The sequence below is a fragment of the Pacificoceanicola niger genome (genome assembly GCF_048553275.1).
GTDB lineage: Bacteria > Pseudomonadota > Alphaproteobacteria > Rhodobacterales > Rhodobacteraceae > Pacificoceanicola.
Window position 1 is genome coordinate 31,033 of sequence record NZ_JBLZMW010000017.1, and the last position, 16,619, is coordinate 47,651.

A 16,619-nucleotide genomic window follows, 5' to 3' on the forward strand; every position below is an offset into this window, starting at 1 on the left:
GAATTTTCATGGGTCCGAGGAGATCGCGCCATGCAGAATTTCACGAGACGAGAATTGATTTGTGCCGGAGCGATGGGTTGCTTTCTGCCCACAATTGCCTGGGCCCACAAAGTCAAATTGCCCGAACGGTTCGAACCGCAATTGGTAAACACCCGTCGTGGTGACTGGGTTAAAGACGATGTCCACGTCGTTCCCGACGATTTTTTCCTTTATTTCATGCTCGAGGACGGGATGGCGATCCGCTACGGGGTCGGGGTAGGGCGCAAAGGTTTGTACGAACCCGGAGAGTTCACGGTAGCGCGCAAGGCCAAATGGCCATGGTGGCGGCCAACGAACGCCATGATCCGGCGCGAGCCACGCAAATACGCGAAGTACAAGGATGGGCTGAAAGGCGGGCCAAACAACCCGCTCGGGGCCCGCGCGCTGTATCTCTATGATGATGAGGGACGCGATACCTATCTTCGTATTCATGGAACCAACGCTCCGGAAACCATTGGATCGGCCGTGTCGAATGGATGCGCGCGGTTGACGAATGAACACGTAAAAGATTTGTATGATCGCGTAGAAATTGGCGCCCGCGTCTTCCTGTATCCCAAAGTGACAACGGCGTGAGGAGCGTTCTGTCGCCTTGAAGTTCCTCTTCCGGAAATGGCACAAGTGCGGCAGTTGGCGAAAGCCAGTCCATCATTCATGAGGTGACGGAATTGTCTTTGAGCCGGAGGTCTTTCCTTGGCGGGATGACCGTTGCGCTGGCTGGTACCCGCTTGCCAGCAGCGACACGCGAGTTGATCCTCGCGCCCCAATCGATCAAGGCGCGCCTTGCTGGGTACGACGTGTCGATGTTGGGCTTCAACGGTGGTCTGCCGGGCCCAGAAGTCAGAATGCGACAAGGACAAACCGCCCGCATTACCCTCGATAACCGATTGGAGGAGGGCGCTCTTGTTCACTGGCATGGGTTGCGGGTTCCAAATCGGATGGATGGTGTCAACGTTCTCACTCAGGATGTGGTCATTCCGGGCGACACGTATCGTTATCAATTCGGCGTCCCGGATGCCGGCACGTATTGGTATCACTCGCATTACCTGTCTTACGATCAGGTCAGCCGCGGCCTTTTCGGCGCCTTCATCGTCGAGGAGCAAAATGCGCCGGCTGTCGACCATGACATTGTTGTTCAGTTCTTCGATGTCTTGTTGGATCAGTCCGGACAGTACGACGAAGGGTTCAACCCGGCTCATTTCGCGACCGAGGGCCGTATCGGCAATACGGTCACGGCGCTTGTTTCCAATGGAACCAGCAAGAATGTGAGACAAGGCGACCGCCTGCGTTTGCGCCTGATAAATCCCTCTATCGACAGGGTTTACCGTGTCGGGCTGGACGGTCTGGCAGGCAAGATCGTTGCACTGGATGGTATGCCCCTGGCGCAGCCACAGACACTCGAACCCATCCTCCTAGCTCCGGGGCAAAGATGCGATGTGATTGGTGATGCGACCGGGCCTATTAGATTCGACGACAGCTTTGGAGAGTGGACGTTGAGCCTTGGCGAAATCGCTGTTTCCGGCTCTCGTGACCCTGCGAAAGTGCCCATCACCGCGTTGCCCGCCAACCGAATGCCCGCCCCGCAAGACCCCGGCCAAACCGCGGAGCTGGTGCTCCAGGGAGGTGCGGGAAGCGCGTCCCATAACGGCACTGGAACATGGGCGCTCAATGACGTATCTGGACTGCCTCGAACCCCTTTCCTATCCGTCGCGCGGGGGACGACCGTGCGCATTTCAATCCGCAACGAAACCGGGTTTCCACACGTCATGCATCTGCATGGCCACCATTTCTGGGAACTCGATGCGGCGGGGGAAGCCGGTCCATACCGGGACTCGACCTTCCTGGATATCGGCGAGACGCGGGATATTCTCGTCGTCCTGGACAATCCGGGATCCTGGATGCTGCATTGCCACATGTTGAGCCACCAAGCCGACGGTATGGCAACGTGGATCAGAGTCGGCTGAGGGTCGAGACGGATACATACCGTTACAAATCTCTGAATGATAACAGGCCTTTTGCCGTCTACGTAACCTGACAAGCGAGAAACAGGTCCATCGATTGCCAACGGGAGCGTTCATTGACCCTGACACCAAAATCTCTCGGCATGACTGCGGCGGCAGGATCAGCCGCCTTGCTGTTAGGGGCCTTCGTTTTCCAGGCTCTTGGGTACGCGCCGTGCGCAATGTGCATCTGGCAACGCTACCCACACGCAATCGCCATTGGAATGGGCGCTCTGTTGCTCTTTGCTCTGCCGATTTTGCCAATCCTGATAATCGGTGCCCTGTCGGCACTCAGCACATCCGCGTTGGGAATGTTTCATACCGGTGTCGAGCGCGGCTGGTGGGAGGGACCGACTTCTTGCACGGGATCCGGCCTCGATGTTTCCCAAATGTCGGTATCGGAATTGCTGCCCTCTGCGAGTTCAAATGCGTCCACTCTTGTTCTGTGCAATGAGGTTGTCTGGGAATTTCTGACGTTGTCCATGGCGAGTTGGAACGCGATCCTAAGCGGTGTCCTTGCTTGCCTCTGGTTGGTCGCGATCGCAAGACATCAAAAGGGTCGATGGCATGGGGTCGCGGACGTTTCTTGAATCGTCTCGCATTCATCGAAAACAAACAAAGGGCTTCGCTTCATGGTTACAAGACGACACTTCCTTGCACTTTCCGGCTCGCTGTTTTCAGCTTCTCTGAGTTCGCCAGCATTCGCTAAGACCTGGCCGACAACAGCCGAAAAAGCAGCTTGGGATGCGCAGGTCACGCCCGCCAACTATGACCCGGCAACAACCAACCCATGGGGGCTGCATCCCAGGCTGCTGCCGCAACGCGTTTTGGCGAATGACGGTTTGCGCCCGGGTGACATTCACGTCGATGCGATCGCGCGCTATCTGTACCATATCGAGGAAGATGGCACCGCGATGCGCTACGGGGTCGCGATTGCCAAGGGCGATCTCTATGAACCCGGCACCTATACGATCCGCCGAAAGGTCGAATGGCCGCACTGGACGCCAACACAGTCAATGATCGAACGCGATCCGGAGGCTTACGAGCGGTTTGCCGACGGTATGGAGCCCGGCCCCAACAATGCCTTGGGCAGCAGGGCTTTGTATCTATTCGTCGGAGATCGGGATACGTACCTTCGAATTCACGGAACGCCGAGCCCTCGCAGCATTGGCGGCCGGGCCAGTTCGGGATGCGTGCGCATGGTGATGGCCCATATCAATGATCTCTATCCGAATGTCGCTGTCGGATCGACGGCGTTCCTTTACTCGGCCGAAGACAGCGTTACCGCTCGAAGCTGACCTATTCGTAGGACAGAGAATCTTTGGCTCACACGCCGAGTACCGCGTCGTGCAGGGACAACTTGCAACGAATTGTTGGACGAACACTCAAGGCCGCGTCGCAAGTGAATTTTCGAACTGTGCGATCGCTACGGATTTGTCGTCCTCATCGTTCTCGAACAGCTTTGTGGTTCGCACGCCCGGCAACTTGCCAAAATCCGCCATCAGGCGCTTTGGAAAAAATGTGCGTCCAATGGATTCAAATCCTGGTAATTGCCTTAGGATCGCAGAAGTACTGACGCTACAAAAGCCTGAAGCAGCCGGACCGTTTGCCAATGCAAGTTGCAAGGCGCGCTCCGCGACTTCGGGGGACACATCGATCTCTTGTATGACGACATGGTAGGTCTCCCGTGCATGAGCCCGTGCGTAAAAATCGGCCACTTGTGGAGTAATGCCATAAAGCACATCTCCCCGTTCCGGTACCGCGCTCAGCCGGACCGTTCCTGCCGGATCGAAGATAACGCGCTGCGACCCATTGATCATGACGCTGGTATGCGCACCCGCCCCGGACCTGTTATTGATCATAGTGTACAGCGTCAACGCGGCCGGTCCGTCGTGACTGTAGGATGCACTACTGATGACTTCGGCTGAAGCATCAGGGCGCATGTCGTTTCCTGCACCGCACCCCGCCAAAATCACCAAGGCAAGCACCAAGAAAATGCGGTTCAAAAAGAGCAACTTGCAGCCTCCTGCCATGGGTTGAATGACTGAATTTTCGGGAACATCAGGGCCTCTGCCACTCTCGACACCAACTCTTCCGAATTTCACTTCCACCGAAACATGGTTTCGGTGTCAGTTGGTACACGACTCCTCGACAGGTTTTTCTCTGGATATCGCATGTCTTAGATGAAGAGGAGCGTTCGCCCCGAATTGATTTGTCGCAGTTTGTAACAGACCCCGCCTTTGTGACCTCGCGATACAAAACACCGGCTCGCGTGTTATTCCGCATCTGCAGGTGCATCCCATATAGTGGGTATCGCAACACTGACACGAGGTGATCGAAATGAAACGCAACACTTTACTCGCTGCAATGACCCTGGCTGCAACCGCCTTTGGTGGCGCGGCCTTCGCGGATGCCAACCATGGGCACGGTGGGCAGCTTGGTGCCCAAGGTGGGGCAGGCATGATGCAGAACGGTGGTCCGGGCATGATGGCGAACATGGGCGGAATGATGGACATGATGAAGCGCATGCACGGGAACATGATGGGCGGCGGCATGATGGGCGCAGGCATGGGCAGTGGTATGATGGGCCCAGGCATGGGTGCCGGCATGATGCAAATGTTCGACACTGATGGAGACGGCACAACCACGCCGGAAGAAATGCGCACGCGGCTTCAGGCCAAGCTTTCCGAGTTTGACAGCGATGGGGATGGAAACCTCTCGATTACCGAGTTTGAAGCTCTCCACAGCGCAATGATCCGCGAAATGATGGTGGATCGTTTCCAACACCTCGATGCCGATGGCGACGGCGCGGTGACGCCGGAAGAGATGGCCGCTCCTGCCGATAGGATGGAGCGGATGCAGATGATGCGGTCGAATATGGCAGATGCGCCTGCGCGGCCCGGCAACGGTCAGGGCATGGGCAACGGCTCCATGATGCAGGACAACTGAGCCAATGGGTGCCGGTTTATTTTCCGGCACCCGTCCTCACAACGCCAAAACCATTCGCGGTCGGGACATTGAACCGAACCGCGACCTGAACCGTTTAGCCTCGGTATGCCAACAAATAGAGACACTGAAAGGAAAATTCCCATGGCCTATACCTATGATCGCGTCCTGAAAGACACCAAAATCGATGACGCAGAGATGCGTGTTCGGGATGCTTTGGCAGACAAGGGCTTCGGCGTTTTGACTGAGATTGACGTCAAAGCGACGATGAAAAAGAAACTTGATGCGGACATGCCGCCTTACCGCATCTTGGGGGCCTGTAATCCGGGCATGGCGCACAAAGCCATCGAGATCGAGCCTCGCATCGGTGCGATGCTTCCCTGCAATGTTATCCTGCGGCAAGTGGACGGCGACACCGAGGTCAGCGCGGTCGATCCTGTCGCTTCGATGCAGGCGGTGCAGAACCAAGACCTGGACGCGGTCGCCGGCGAAGTCCGCGATCTCCTGCGGGACGCCCTCGACACCGCGTGATGGCGGGATGGGCGTTGGATGCCCTGTCGCAGAGCCAGCGCCATTGGCGGTGCTCGATTAATGCCATCTAATCCCCACGTAAATTCCTGATGAGGAACTGACCCAGTGCTGCCAGCGGGATTGCCATTTCCGGATATTGGAACCGACCTCTTCTCCTTCGACATCGGGGGGGTCACATTCGCACTCCGCTGGTACGCGCTAGCCTATATCTTCGGTATCCTGATTGGCTGGCGCATTTGTTTGAGTGCCATAAGCCGTCCCGCGCTCTGGACATCAGTTGGACCGCCGCTTGACCGGACGCAGATCGAAGATCTTCTGACGTGGATCATCATCGGCGTGATTGCTGGTGGTCGCCTGGGCTTTGTACTGTTCTACCAGCCCGCATATTATCTCGCCAATCCCTTGGAGATTCTGATGGTCTGGCAAGGCGGCATGTCTTTCCACGGGGGCTTCGCGGGCGTTGTCATCGCGGCCTTGTTGTTCTGCCTTCGACAAAACGCGTCATTGCTCAGCACTGGCGACTTGCTGGCTTTGACAACACCACCAGGCTTGTTTCTTGGGAGGCTGGCGAACTTCACCAACAACGAGCTGTGGGGGCGGCCGACGGACGTTCCCTGGGCGGTGATCTTTCCCGGCGAAGTCGCGCAGGCCTGCCCAGGGATTAGCGGCCTCTGCGCCCGACACCCGTCCCAGCTGTACGAGGCGCTATTGGAGGGGCTCATTCTTGGAATGCTGCTCATTTATCTCGCTTGGGGCCGGGGCTGGCTGAAAATGCCCGGTGCCTTGGCTGGCGTGTTTCTGACCGGCTATGGTCTTGCCCGAAGTTTCGTCGAGATGTTCCGGCAACCGGACCAACAGTTTGTGACGGCGGACAACCCGATTGGCCATGCGCTCCATTTTGGTGAGTGGGGTTTGACGATGGGCCAGTTGCTCTCCATGCCGATGGTGTTGGTCGGGCTGGCGTTGATCGTGCTCGCCCGACGGGAACGGGGCCGGACAGCGCCACCCCGCAGATCCGCAATGTAATCACCATACTGATCTCTCTTGACCCTCCTGTGGATGGAAGCCTTAGGCAAGAGAAGCATTCTCGGAAAGGACCGCAAAATGAGCACCCCCGACAGTTCTGAAACCACAGCAGCTTCTTCGGTATTCGTTTGCCCAATGCACCCTGAGGTGCGGCAGGTTGAGCCCGGCAATTGTCCGAAATGCGGGATGCATCTCGTGCCGGAATCGGAGCTCGAGGTCCATTCAGCACATGATCATCACGACCACCAAGCAGGTGCCGCGCCGGCGGATGGACGATATGATCTGGTTCCCCAAGGGCATGATGGTCCCATTTACACTTGCCCGATGCACCCTCAGGTGCGGCAGCCTGATCCGGGCGCGTGCCCGATCTGTGGCATGGGGTTGGAACTGGAATCCGGTGTGCCGGGCGATGAAGGTCCAAATCCCGAACTGGTGGATTTCACACGGCGGTTCTGGGTCGGCACAGTCCTGACGATCCCGCTCCTTGTCCTCACGATGGGGCCATTCGTCGGTTTCCCCGCAGTCCGGACTTTTTTTGGCGAAGGCACCACACAATGGATCGAATTGATCCTGGCAACGCCAGTGGTCTTGTGGTGCGGCTGGCCGTTTCTGGAACGCGGATGGATTTCGTTCCGCACATTGAACCTCAACATGTTCTCCCTGATCGGCATGGGCGTTCTTGCCGCCTGGCTCTTCAGCGTCGTTGCCGTTCTCGCACCGGACATATTCCCTGATGGGTTCCGAGACTCCGAAGGCCATGTCGGCGTCTACTTCGAGGCGGCGGCGGTGATCGTGACGCTCGTGCTGCTCGGTCAGGTGATGGAATTGCGCGCACGTGAAGGAACCGGCAAGGCGATCCGTGCGCTACTCGATATGGCCGCCAAGACCGCGCGGGTCATGCGGGACGATGGCTCCGAAGAGGAGATCCCGCTGGAGGACGTACAGGTCGGCGACCGGCTGCGCGTACGGCCCGGTGACAAGGTTCCTGTCGATGGCGTGGTTCTGGACGGCCGGTCCTCGATCGACGAAAGCATGATCTCCGGTGAACCTGTGCCGGTCGAGAAGACCGAAGGCGACCCGGTAACTGGTGCGACGATCAACGGCACTGGCAGTCTGGTGATGGAGGCGACGCGTGTCGGGTCCGACACGATGCTGGCTCAAATTGTCGAGATGGTGTCGAACGCGCAGCGCTCGCGCGCCCCGATCCAGAAATATGCCGACAAGGTGGCGGGATATTTCGTTCCGGCCGTCATCGGTATCGCGGTCCTGTCCTTCATCGCCTGGGCGATCTGGGGGCCCGCGCCTGCGCTTTCCTACGCATTGATTTCGGCAGTGGCGGTTCTGATCATCGCTTGTCCTTGTGCGCTTGGCCTGGCGACACCGATGTCGATCATGACGGCGACAGGACGGGGCGCTCAGGCAGGGGTCCTAATCAAGAACGCCGAGGCGCTGGAGCGGTTCGAGAAAGTCGATACCCTGATCGTCGACAAGACCGGCACGTTGACCGAAGGCAAGCCGCGGCTTGTCGACGTACTCCCGCAACCCGGCCACGACGAAGCCGAGGTCTTGCGTCTCGCCGCATCGCTTGAGCGCGGATCGGAGCACCCCTTGGCCGAAGCGATCGTCAGGGGTGCGGAGGAGCGAGATGTCAAAATGGACAATGCTCGGGACTTCGAGGCGATCACTGGCAAGGGCGTCAAGGGTGTTGTGGGCGGCAAAGCGGTGGCGCTCGGCAATCTGGCGATGATCCGCGAACTAGGGCTCGAGGCAGGCGCGTTGACCGCCAAGGCCAATGCCCGCCGCGACGAAGGTGAGACGGTAATGTTCGTGGTGCTGGATGGCGACATTGCAGGTCTTGTCGCTGTCGCCGATCCGGTGAAGAAGAGCACACCTGCGGCCATCAAGGACCTGCATGAACTGGGGTTCCGCGTCATCATGGCGACCGGAGACAACGAACGCACTGCCAACGCCATCGGCGCACGGCTCGGCATCGATGAGATCCGGGCCGACGTGCTGCCGGAGGACAAGGCGCGGATCATCCGTGAATTGCAAGAGGCGGGTCACAGGGTCGCGATGGCCGGGGATGGCGTCAACGACGCGCCGGCCTTGGCACAAGCCGATGTCGGCATCGCCATGGGCACTGGCGCCGATGTGGCCATCGAAAGCGCGGGCATCACGCTGGTCAAGGGCAACCTCGACGGTATCGTGCGTGCGCGGCGGCTCGCCCGGGCCACTATGCGCAACATCCGCCAGAACCTGTTCTTCGCGCTGATCTACAACGCCTCCGGCGTGCCGGTCGCGGCGGGAGTTCTGTTTCCCTTCTTTGGCATCCTCATCAGTCCGATGTTTGCTGCCTTCGCCATGAGCGCGTCGTCAATCTCGGTGGTGCTCAATTCGCTGCGCCTTCGCGGCGTTCGTATCTAGAAGCGCGCAACAGCATTCGGACGAACCAAAATTAAAAGGGGACCATTTATGCAGAGCGAAAAAGAAACGTACCGCGAAGATTCCATCAGTCTGGGCGGAGCCATTGCGATGGGAACAGGCGTGATGATCGGCGCCGGAATCTTTGCGTTGACGGGGCAAATCGCGCAGCTCGCCGGCCCGCTTTTCCCGCTTGCATTCATCGCCGGCGCGGTCGTCACAAGCTTCAGCGCCTACAGCTACATCAGGATGTCGAACAAATGGCCGTCCTCGGGTGGCATCGCCATGATCCTGCAGAAGTGCTATGGCCCCGGAGCCATCGCGGGCGGTGCCGCGCTGCTGATGGCGCTCAGCATGGTGATCGCGGAAAGCCTCGTCGCGCGAACCTTCGCCACCTATGTCTTGCGCCCTTTCGATATCGAAGGCGGCCCACTGGTCCCCGCCCTGGCCGTGGCCGTGATCGTTTTCGCCTTTCTGGTGAACATCGCCGGAAATCGCTCGGTCGGGCTGTTCTCGCTGATCATGGCAGCGATCAAGATTGGAGGCATAGCTCTGTTTGGCATCGCGGCCCTGTGGTCTAGTGGTTTTGCGTTCGCCGCTGCGTCCGAGACCTCTCAATCCTACGGGCTCACGGGGTTCATCGCCTCTACGGCGCTGGCCATCCTCGCGTTCAAGGGGTTCACCACGATCACCAACAGCGGGGCCGAGATCACTGAACCAAATCGCAATGTTGGCCGAGCGATCATGTTCTCGATCGGAATCTGCGTCGTCGTCTACCTGTTGGTCGCCTACGGGGTCGGTTCGAGTCTCACGATCGAGGAGATCATCTCAGCGCGTGACTATTCGCTGGCACAGGCGGCGCAGCCCGCCCTTGGACAAACCGGCTTCATACTCACGGTGATCCTGGCCGCTGTCGCAACGGCGTCCGGCGTTCTGGCCAGCGTCTTCGCGGTGTCGCGTATGCTGGCGATGCTGACCGACATGGAAATGATCCCGCACAGCCACTTCGGTATGCCAGGTCCCATCCAACGCCACACCCTGGTCTATACTGTCGTCATCGCAGCGACGTTGGCCGTGCTCTTTGATTTAGGCCGGATCGCATCCCTCGGTGCCTTCTTTTACCTCGTCATGGACATGATCATACATTGGGGCGTGTTCCACTATCGTCGAGCAGACGTCGGCGCCTCAGGTATCGTGCTTTTGACTGCCCTGGCGCTCGATGTAGTTGTACTGGCAGCTTTCACCGTGATGAAGCTTCAAAGCGACCCGATGATCGTTCTGTATGCGGCTGTCGGAATGATCGCTGTCTTCGCTTTCGAGCGCGTTTACTTGTCGCGATGGTTGGCACCTCAGGCCGCGCATTCCCACGGTGAATAGCCAGCCATCATTTAGCCCTGAAGGAATGCGATGCCTTGTGCACCGATTGCGATCAATCCGACCGACAGGGCAAACGCAAACAAGGCGAGCAGCATCAAGCCCGCTTTTATTGGCAAGCGACGAACGGTCGGTCCAAGAAATTCCGACTGCCCGAAAGCTGAAACATATAGCGGCAGCGCGCTGATCATTGTCGCATAAAGATAAACTCCGGAGATGTTCTCAAAAAACGCCGAACGCGCAAGGGTTGGGGCAACGACCGACAACGCGGTTGCACGACTGCCCCCGAATGACTCGAACCAGTCGGCAGACAAAACGTAGATCAGTGCGTGGAGGCTTGGAAAGAGAATGGCTCTGAGCAAGATATCCACCAGCACGAAAAACGCCGTATCTCGGCGGGCGACCTTTGGTTTCTGTATCACCGCGAAAAGAAAAAAACTGACATAGTTTATGGCAAAAACTACGGGCAGACCGTTGGTCGTAACTTGCCTCAGAAAGCGGGCCAGCGATGGCCCGCCGGCGGCAAGAGCCGCTGCAAAGCCCGGCGAAAGCAAGATATAAAGGCAGAGGACCGCCAGTAACGCTGCGAGGCTGAATGCCAAGACAATGCTCACAAATTGAACACCGGGCATGTCGACGGAGAAAAACCTCTGCATGTTAGAACGTTGGCACATATACGGCTTGAGATCGAGGATGTTGAACCTGCGTTTGGGAACCAAGCATTCGCTCCAGGTCTTTGGGACGAATGAAATTTAAGTTTCGAAATCTCCTGAACCGCGTTCCATGTCTCGACTGCAGGCCGAGCGACATAACAAATGGTAGGTTACTGCCGGACCTAGTTGCGGAAATGTTGATAGCATTGGAAAGTAGCTTTTCTGCATGTCTTACGCTGGCGGTAATTTTCAGAACGGAATATTCCTATCCGAGTGGGCGGACTCCTTTCAGGGTCTATTGCAATCTGCGCGGAGATCGCGGCCATCGTGCCGCTTCCATGCAAAAGCCCATCATGGCTGCCGACCCAGATGCAAAAGTTTCGTGCGATCTGACTGCACCTATCGTCGGCGTCGACAGCACTCTGGATGAAACTGCATTGGCGGTAGCGATCAGCGACGCGGGCTACAGGTCTGAGAAGCTGGCTGAAGTTCGGTAGCACAAGACGCGTCAGCATCGCTCCGCTGACCGGAGGGGAATATTGGCTCTTTATATGTTTCTGATATGCAACATTTTCTGACGGCAGCGGCCGAATCTCGCCTTTTTCACAAAAAAGCGACAAACCTTCCTGCGCAGGACGGATTGACTGGATTGCTTCGGTATCCGATATCTAGAGCATGAGCTTTCGAGTTTTCATATCATGCTGGTTCAAGACGTTTACATGCATTGCGTTTGCGTTAGCCTTGGTATTTTCACCACCTTCTGCCGCTCACGCGGCGTCCGGCATGCATGACGGACATCAAGCCAAGTCTATTGTTGTCGTTGGTGCCGCCATGACTCATGACACCGGAAGCGATGCGCATCACGCGCATGAGAAGCTTAGGGTCGCAAGCGACATCGCAGCGTCCGACAAGGATGGCAAAGAGCAACAATCCCAAGAGTGTTGCAACGGTATCTGTATTTCTGTCGTCTTCCTCGAAGACACCAAGATCGAAGCAGAGCCGGTTGGTACAAGTGAATATGTCATTCTCGACGGTCAAACGTATTCGGTGGAAACAGCAGGGTTCCTGCGGCCCCCTCGATTCCTGATCTGAACCGACGCCCAAAACGGGTGTGAGCCTTGCGCAGAGTCTGCGTGAGACAACGTTCACCAATCAGGTTACTTTCATGAAAATTCATCTACTTATGGGGGCTTCGGCCCTCGGGCTTGGCGCATGCGCCTATGAGCCCACCCCGTTGCCGTCCGTCGCGACCCAACAGGCCGTCGTCAACACGGCAGTTTCATCGCCGATCAGCTATCAGGACCCCTTGGCGGGCTACACCTATCGCGGCCCTACAGGTCCCCGCGACTGGCGTTCCGTCAATCAAGAACAGACGGAGGGCAACTGATGCGGGTATCGAAGTTTCCGCTGGTTTTCGGCTTTCCGCTAATCCTGGGTGCCTGTGCTACCGCTGTGCCGGGCATCTACACGGAACCAAAAGCTGGCTTCGCCAATATTTCCAGCCAGGTCACACCAGCCCTCGGCAAACGGACAGCCTTCGCCGAAACCCAGGCCGAAAACGAGGCCTTGAAGAAGCAGGTGCACGCAATGGTGCACCGCAAGACCATTTCGGCGGACACCGCCGTTCAGGTCGCGCTTCTGAACAACAAAGGGTTGCAGGCGTCCTATGCAAACGTCGGCCTGTCTGCCGCAGAGGCCTGGCAGCAATCGATGCCGGAAAACCCAATCGTGTCGATTGGTATACTGGGCATCGGTGCGCCCGAACTGGGTGCCTACAGGGCGATCGAGGGACTGATCCGGTCGAACGTGCTCGATGCCACCACTCGCAAGCAGCGTACGGCCATTGCAGACGCAAACTTCCGGCAGGCTCAACTGAGCGCCGTGAACGACACACTCGCACTGGCCAATCAGACGCGGAAGGCATGGGTCGATGCCGTAGCCGCCTTCGAGGCTGTGAGTTATCTCCGCCGTGCGAAAGCGACGTCTGACGCCGGATCGGAATTAGCGATGAGACTGGGCGAGACCGGCGCGCTTAACACAGCCGGGCAGGCCCGTGAACAGGCATTCAATGCCGAACTCGCCGGACAACTTGCCCAGGCACGCTTGAATGCTACCCGGTCCAAAGAGCAGCTGACCAGGCTCATGGGGCTGTGGGGCACCGAAGTCGACTATTATGTGCCCGATGCTCTTCCCGCGCTGCCGCGTTCCGTCGGCCGTGTGACTGACATCGAAGCGAAAGCATTGCGAAATCGGGTTGATCTGCGCGTTGCCAAACTTGGCCTGGAAGCACAGGCCAAGGCGTTTGGTCTGACTGATCAGACTCGCATTATCAGCGATCTCGAATTCATTGCCGGGTTCGAAGCGGAGCGGGAAATTGAGGACGGAGAAACGGAGACCGTGACCACCCCTCAGGTGGAGGTGGAGTTCGCAATCCCGATCTACGACACCGGGAAGGCACGGATGCGCAAGGCGGAATTGTCGTACCTGCAAGCAGCCAACGTGCTGGCAGAAAGAGCCGTCAACGTCCGGTCCGAAGCGCGTGGTGCTGAAGCCTCCTATCACGCCGCGTATAAGATCGCCCGCCACTATCGCGACGTTCTGGTGCCGCTACGCACGACCGTCGAAGAAGAGGGGCTGCTGTCTTATAACGGCATGATCACCAACACTTTCGAGCTGCTGACAGACGTGCGCGAGAAACTGGGCGCATCACTGGAAGCGGCAAACGCAAAACGCGAATTCTACATGGCACAGGCTGATCTGACCGCTGCGATCTATGGCGGCGGCGAAGGCGGTGGCGGTGCTGGTGGAGAAGGCGCGACACTTGCCGCCGGTGGCGGCGCAGGACACTGAAAGGAACTGACATGCTAAATAGACGTCAATTACTCGGAGCCGGCGCGGCAGGTGCAACGCTGGTCTCTTCGAAAGCCTGGGGTCAAACCCTGAACATGGGCCTGCCCGAAGCTGCCCAAATGGATAGCGCAGCAACGGCGATCACGGCGCGTCCTAGTACCGGGCCGGACTACACACCTGTGGTCACATTGAACGGGTGGACCCTGCCGCACCGGATGAACAACGGGGTGAAAGAATTTCACCTCGTGGCCGAACCGGTAGAACGCGAGCTTGCCGACGGCATGATCGCGCATTTGTGGGGCTACAACGGCCAATCCACCGGCCCGACGATCGAAGCAGTCGAAGGCGACCGGGTGCGCATCTACGTCACCAATAAGCTGCCGGAAGGCACAACGGTGCACTGGCACGGGCTCATTCTTCCTTCAGGCATGGATGGGGTCTCCGGATTGAGCCATCCAAGCATCCCGCCGGGCAAAACCTTCGTCTACGAATTCGACTTGGTGAAGTCCGGAACGTTCATGTACCACCCCCACGGCGATGAAATGACCCAGATGGCGATGGGGATGATGGGCATGTTCGTGGTCCACCCCAAGGATCCCACATTCATGCCGGTGGATCGTGATTTCCTGATCATGCTGAATGCTTTCGACATCGATCCGGGTACCTATGTACCCCGCATCATGACGATGACGGATTTCAACCTTTGGACCTGGAACAGCCGGATCTTCCCCGACATCGATCCGCTGGTCGTGAACAAGGGCGACCGGGTGCGAGTACGGGTTGGGAACCTTACGATGACGAACCACCCGATCCATATGCACGGCTATGACTTCAAGGTCACCTGCACGGATGGCGGCTGGGTGCCGCCTGAAGCACAGTGGCCGGAGGTCAGCATCGACATTCCCGTAGGTGCGATGCGCGCCTACGAATTCGTCGCCGATCATCTGGGAGATTGGGCGATCCATTGCCACAAATCGCACCATACGATGAACGCCATGGGCCATGACGTGCCGACGTTCATCGGGGTGAACAAGAAGCCGCTGACCCAGAAGATCCGTCAATTCCAGCCGGAATACATGCCGATGGGCATGTCCGGCATGGGGGACATGGCAAAAATGGAAATGCCGCTACCCGACAATACCATCCCGATGATGACGGGTTGGGGCCCGTACGGACCCATCGAGATGGGCGGCATGTTTTCGGTCGTGAAGGTGCGGGACGGCATCGACGCGGACGATTACTCCGATCCCGGCTGGTACGAGAACCCTCCGGGCGAGATGGCCTACGAATGGACTGGCGAATTACCCGACTTTGCCTCCAACAACAGCCCCAAAACCATTCTCACACCGAAACCAACCTCGAAGGGCTGAGCGGCCCTTCGTCATCTCCAACCGAACCAACCTACAGGACAATAAAATGAGAAATCTTCTTTTGACGACAAGCTTCGCGATCGCGCTATCAGCACCGGCCTTTGCTGCAGGTACACACGACGGCGGACATGGGGAGACCAAGCCAGCCGCAATGATGGTCGGCATGCCGGGTGACGCCGCCAAGGTTGACCGCACAATCGACGTCACTTTGCTCGAAAACGATGAGGGCCAGATGCTGATCGAGAGTGAGCCGATGGATATCAAGGAGGGCGAAACCATCCGCTTCAACATCACCAACAAGGGTGAGCTGGAGCATGAATTCGTCCTCGACACGGTAGAGCGTAATGCCGAGCACAAGATCGAAATGGCCAAGATGGACATGGAACATGACGATCCGAACCGTATCCGTCTCGATGCGGGCGCCTCGGGCGAAGTTGTCTGGACTTTCGCAAATTCTGGCACATTCGAAGCAGCGTGCCTGATCCCGGGCCACTACGAATCGGGAATGCACCGTGAGGTCGCAGTCGGTGACCAGATGGCTCAGGCTGACGTGGAATACACAAGCGGCACCATCAAGAAAATCGACGCAAAGGCCGGCAAGGTCACAATTATCCACGGCCCTCTCGTCAACCTGGATATGCCGGCAATGACCATGGTGTTCCGCGCCGACGAGGCGATGGTGGCCAAGATGGCGGAAGGTCAGGACATCGAGTTCGTTGCCGACCGGGTCAAGGGTAAACTGACCGTCACGCAGATGAAGTAACTACTAACAATGGGGCCGGGGGTAAACACTCCGGCCCCATCGCCTTGATCGCTTAGCCCAAGCAAGCAAGAAGATCCCATAAAATCAAGCGCTACGGAGGTAGCCGAGCATGAAGAATTTCCTGAGAACCTGCACCATCGCCCTTGCGCTTGTCCTTCCGGCTTTTTCAGTGGGCGCTTCCAGTGGCAAGGGCCAGCAGCCTCACGCGCGAGCCTTCGAAGTGCCTGGCCATGATCCGATCGGGAAACCCGGTGATGGCTCCTCGATCGACAGGACGATTGAAATATCCATACGGGAGACGGAAAGCGGCTACATGCTTTTCGAGCCGGACGCGATCCAGATTGAAAGCGGCTCGGTTGTCCAGTTTTCAATCAGAAATACCGGCGCATTGGATCACGAGTTCTTTCTCGGTTCCTTTGACGAGGTCGCAAAACATCAGCAATGGATGCGCGAACATCCCGATATGCAGCATGACAGCGCCAACTCGGTTTCGATCCCTAGTGGGCAAAATGCCGAGTTGATCTGGGATTTCTCCGATATGACCAACCTGGAGTTCGTATGCTTGATTCCCGGCCACCGGGAAGCGGGCATGTGGGGCGTCATCATCGTGCACGATCACCTTGCGCCGAAGTCCAAGGATTAGACATTT

The 16,619-nt window shown here is 57.8% G+C and carries 17 protein-coding genes; 15 read left to right on the forward strand and 2 right to left on the reverse strand.

Going from position 1 to position 16,619, the window contains the following annotated elements; translation table 11 throughout:
- The first annotated feature begins 30 nt into the window (after nucleotides 1-30).
- The 4 genes from ACN2XU_RS18880 (at nucleotide 31) to ACN2XU_RS18895 (ending at nucleotide 3,334) form a co-directional block, all read left to right on the forward strand.
- Nucleotides 31-612: a L,D-transpeptidase gene (locus ACN2XU_RS18880; RefSeq protein WP_082645005.1), complete on the forward strand. Its 582-nt coding sequence runs from the start codon at nucleotides 31-33 to the stop codon at nucleotides 610-612.
- Nucleotides 613-737: 125 nt separating this feature from the next.
- Entirely contained in the window at nucleotides 738-2,000 is a 1,263-nt protein-coding gene (locus ACN2XU_RS18885) for a multicopper oxidase family protein (RefSeq protein WP_092465203.1), read from the forward strand.
- 140 nt (nucleotides 2,001-2,140) lie between these two features.
- On the forward strand, nucleotides 2,141-2,626 hold the full coding sequence (locus ACN2XU_RS18890) for a disulfide bond formation protein B (protein WP_040104428.1): 486 nt from the start codon (nucleotides 2,141-2,143) through the stop codon (nucleotides 2,624-2,626).
- A 42-nt stretch (nucleotides 2,627-2,668) separates the two neighbouring features.
- A complete protein-coding gene (locus ACN2XU_RS18895) occupies nucleotides 2,669-3,334 on the forward strand; it encodes a L,D-transpeptidase (RefSeq protein ID WP_024099381.1) in 666 nt (221 codons plus the stop codon).
- 87 nt (nucleotides 3,335-3,421) lie between these two features.
- Here ACN2XU_RS18895 and ACN2XU_RS18900 read toward each other — a convergent pair whose 3' ends face one another.
- On the reverse strand, nucleotides 3,422-3,979 hold the full coding sequence (locus tag ACN2XU_RS18900) for a hypothetical protein (RefSeq protein ID WP_233486466.1): 558 nt from the start codon (nucleotides 3,977-3,979) through the stop codon (nucleotides 3,422-3,424).
- A gap of 397 nt (nucleotides 3,980-4,376) precedes the next feature.
- On the opposite strand from ACN2XU_RS18900, the gene ACN2XU_RS18905 reads away from it, so the two are divergent.
- From ACN2XU_RS18905 to ACN2XU_RS18925, 5 genes are all read left to right on the forward strand, one after another.
- On the forward strand, nucleotides 4,377-4,985 hold the full coding sequence (locus ACN2XU_RS18905) for an EF-hand domain-containing protein (protein WP_237455013.1): 609 nt from the start codon (nucleotides 4,377-4,379) through the stop codon (nucleotides 4,983-4,985).
- A 141-nt stretch (nucleotides 4,986-5,126) separates the two neighbouring features.
- On the forward strand, nucleotides 5,127-5,513 hold the full coding sequence (locus ACN2XU_RS18910) for a DUF302 domain-containing protein (protein ID WP_046212135.1): 387 nt from the start codon (nucleotides 5,127-5,129) through the stop codon (nucleotides 5,511-5,513).
- A gap of 105 nt (nucleotides 5,514-5,618) precedes the next feature.
- Entirely contained in the window at nucleotides 5,619-6,539 is a 921-nt protein-coding gene (gene lgt, locus ACN2XU_RS18915; RefSeq protein ID WP_058123688.1) for a prolipoprotein diacylglyceryl transferase, read from the forward strand.
- A 135-nt stretch (nucleotides 6,540-6,674) separates the two neighbouring features.
- Entirely contained in the window at nucleotides 6,675-8,963 is a 2,289-nt protein-coding gene (locus ACN2XU_RS18920; protein ID WP_394379490.1) for a copper-transporting P-type ATPase, read from the forward strand.
- A 48-nt stretch (nucleotides 8,964-9,011) separates the two neighbouring features.
- Nucleotides 9,012-10,337 (forward strand): APC family permease, encoded by a 1,326-nt coding sequence (locus ACN2XU_RS18925; RefSeq protein WP_096873520.1) that lies wholly within the window; start codon nucleotides 9,012-9,014, stop codon nucleotides 10,335-10,337.
- 11 nt (nucleotides 10,338-10,348) lie between these two features.
- On the opposite strand, the gene ACN2XU_RS18930 is transcribed toward ACN2XU_RS18925, so the two are convergent.
- On the reverse strand, nucleotides 10,349-11,053 hold the full coding sequence (locus ACN2XU_RS18930; RefSeq protein ID WP_237455014.1) for a hypothetical protein: 705 nt from the start codon (nucleotides 11,051-11,053) through the stop codon (nucleotides 10,349-10,351).
- Between the two features lie 717 nt (nucleotides 11,054-11,770).
- On the opposite strand from ACN2XU_RS18930, the gene ACN2XU_RS18935 reads away from it, so the two are divergent.
- The 6 genes from ACN2XU_RS18935 (at nucleotide 11,771) to ACN2XU_RS18960 (ending at nucleotide 16,613) form a co-directional block, all read left to right on the forward strand.
- Nucleotides 11,771-12,079 (forward strand): hypothetical protein, encoded by a 309-nt coding sequence (locus ACN2XU_RS18935; RefSeq protein ID WP_232367722.1) that lies wholly within the window; start codon nucleotides 11,771-11,773, stop codon nucleotides 12,077-12,079.
- Between the two features lie 73 nt (nucleotides 12,080-12,152).
- Nucleotides 12,153-12,374 (forward strand): putative periplasmic lipoprotein, encoded by a 222-nt coding sequence (locus ACN2XU_RS18940; RefSeq protein WP_226892491.1) that lies wholly within the window; start codon nucleotides 12,153-12,155, stop codon nucleotides 12,372-12,374.
- Entirely contained in the window at nucleotides 12,374-13,837 is a 1,464-nt protein-coding gene (locus tag ACN2XU_RS18945; RefSeq protein WP_027238592.1) for a TolC family protein, read from the forward strand. The genes ACN2XU_RS18940 and ACN2XU_RS18945 overlap by 1 nt, the downstream gene beginning before the upstream one ends.
- 11 nt (nucleotides 13,838-13,848) lie before the next feature.
- Entirely contained in the window at nucleotides 13,849-15,207 is a 1,359-nt protein-coding gene (locus tag ACN2XU_RS18950) for a multicopper oxidase family protein (protein ID WP_027238593.1), read from the forward strand.
- 46 nt (nucleotides 15,208-15,253) lie between these two features.
- Nucleotides 15,254-15,970: a copper-binding protein gene (locus ACN2XU_RS18955; RefSeq protein WP_027238594.1), complete on the forward strand. Its 717-nt coding sequence runs from the start codon at nucleotides 15,254-15,256 to the stop codon at nucleotides 15,968-15,970.
- Between the two features lie 109 nt (nucleotides 15,971-16,079).
- Nucleotides 16,080-16,613, forward strand: coding sequence for a cupredoxin domain-containing protein (locus ACN2XU_RS18960; RefSeq protein WP_027238595.1), 534 nt, complete (start codon nucleotides 16,080-16,082; stop codon nucleotides 16,611-16,613).
- Nucleotides 16,614-16,619 lie beyond the last annotated feature (6 nt).

Excerpts from the sequence above, each read along its gene's own strand:
- ACN2XU_RS18880 (WP_082645005.1), top strand. The coding sequence starts at position 31 with ATGCAGAATTTCACGAGACGAGAATTGATTTGTGCCGGAGCGATGGGT.
- ACN2XU_RS18885 (WP_092465203.1), top strand. The coding sequence starts at position 738 with ATGACCGTTGCGCTGGCTGGTACCCGCTTGCCAGCAGCGACACGCGAG.
- ACN2XU_RS18890 (WP_040104428.1), top strand. The coding sequence starts at position 2,141 with ATGACTGCGGCGGCAGGATCAGCCGCCTTGCTGTTAGGGGCCTTCGTT.
- ACN2XU_RS18895 (WP_024099381.1), top strand. The coding sequence starts at position 2,669 with ATGGTTACAAGACGACACTTCCTTGCACTTTCCGGCTCGCTGTTTTCA.
- ACN2XU_RS18900 (WP_233486466.1), bottom strand. The coding sequence starts at position 3,979 with ATGCGCCCTGATGCTTCAGCCGAAGTCATCAGTAGTGCATCCTACAGT.
- ACN2XU_RS18905 (WP_237455013.1), top strand. The coding sequence starts at position 4,377 with ATGAAACGCAACACTTTACTCGCTGCAATGACCCTGGCTGCAACCGCC.
- ACN2XU_RS18910 (WP_046212135.1), top strand. The coding sequence starts at position 5,127 with ATGGCCTATACCTATGATCGCGTCCTGAAAGACACCAAAATCGATGAC.
- ACN2XU_RS18920 (WP_394379490.1), top strand. The coding sequence starts at position 6,675 with ATGCACCCTGAGGTGCGGCAGGTTGAGCCCGGCAATTGTCCGAAATGC.
- ACN2XU_RS18925 (WP_096873520.1), top strand. The coding sequence starts at position 9,012 with ATGCAGAGCGAAAAAGAAACGTACCGCGAAGATTCCATCAGTCTGGGC.
- ACN2XU_RS18935 (WP_232367722.1), top strand. The coding sequence starts at position 11,771 with ATGCATGACGGACATCAAGCCAAGTCTATTGTTGTCGTTGGTGCCGCC.
- ACN2XU_RS18940 (WP_226892491.1), top strand. The coding sequence starts at position 12,153 with ATGAAAATTCATCTACTTATGGGGGCTTCGGCCCTCGGGCTTGGCGCA.
- ACN2XU_RS18945 (WP_027238592.1), top strand. The coding sequence starts at position 12,374 with ATGCGGGTATCGAAGTTTCCGCTGGTTTTCGGCTTTCCGCTAATCCTG.
- ACN2XU_RS18950 (WP_027238593.1), top strand. The coding sequence starts at position 13,849 with ATGCTAAATAGACGTCAATTACTCGGAGCCGGCGCGGCAGGTGCAACG.
- ACN2XU_RS18955 (WP_027238594.1), top strand. The coding sequence starts at position 15,254 with ATGAGAAATCTTCTTTTGACGACAAGCTTCGCGATCGCGCTATCAGCA.
- ACN2XU_RS18960 (WP_027238595.1), top strand. The coding sequence starts at position 16,080 with ATGAAGAATTTCCTGAGAACCTGCACCATCGCCCTTGCGCTTGTCCTT.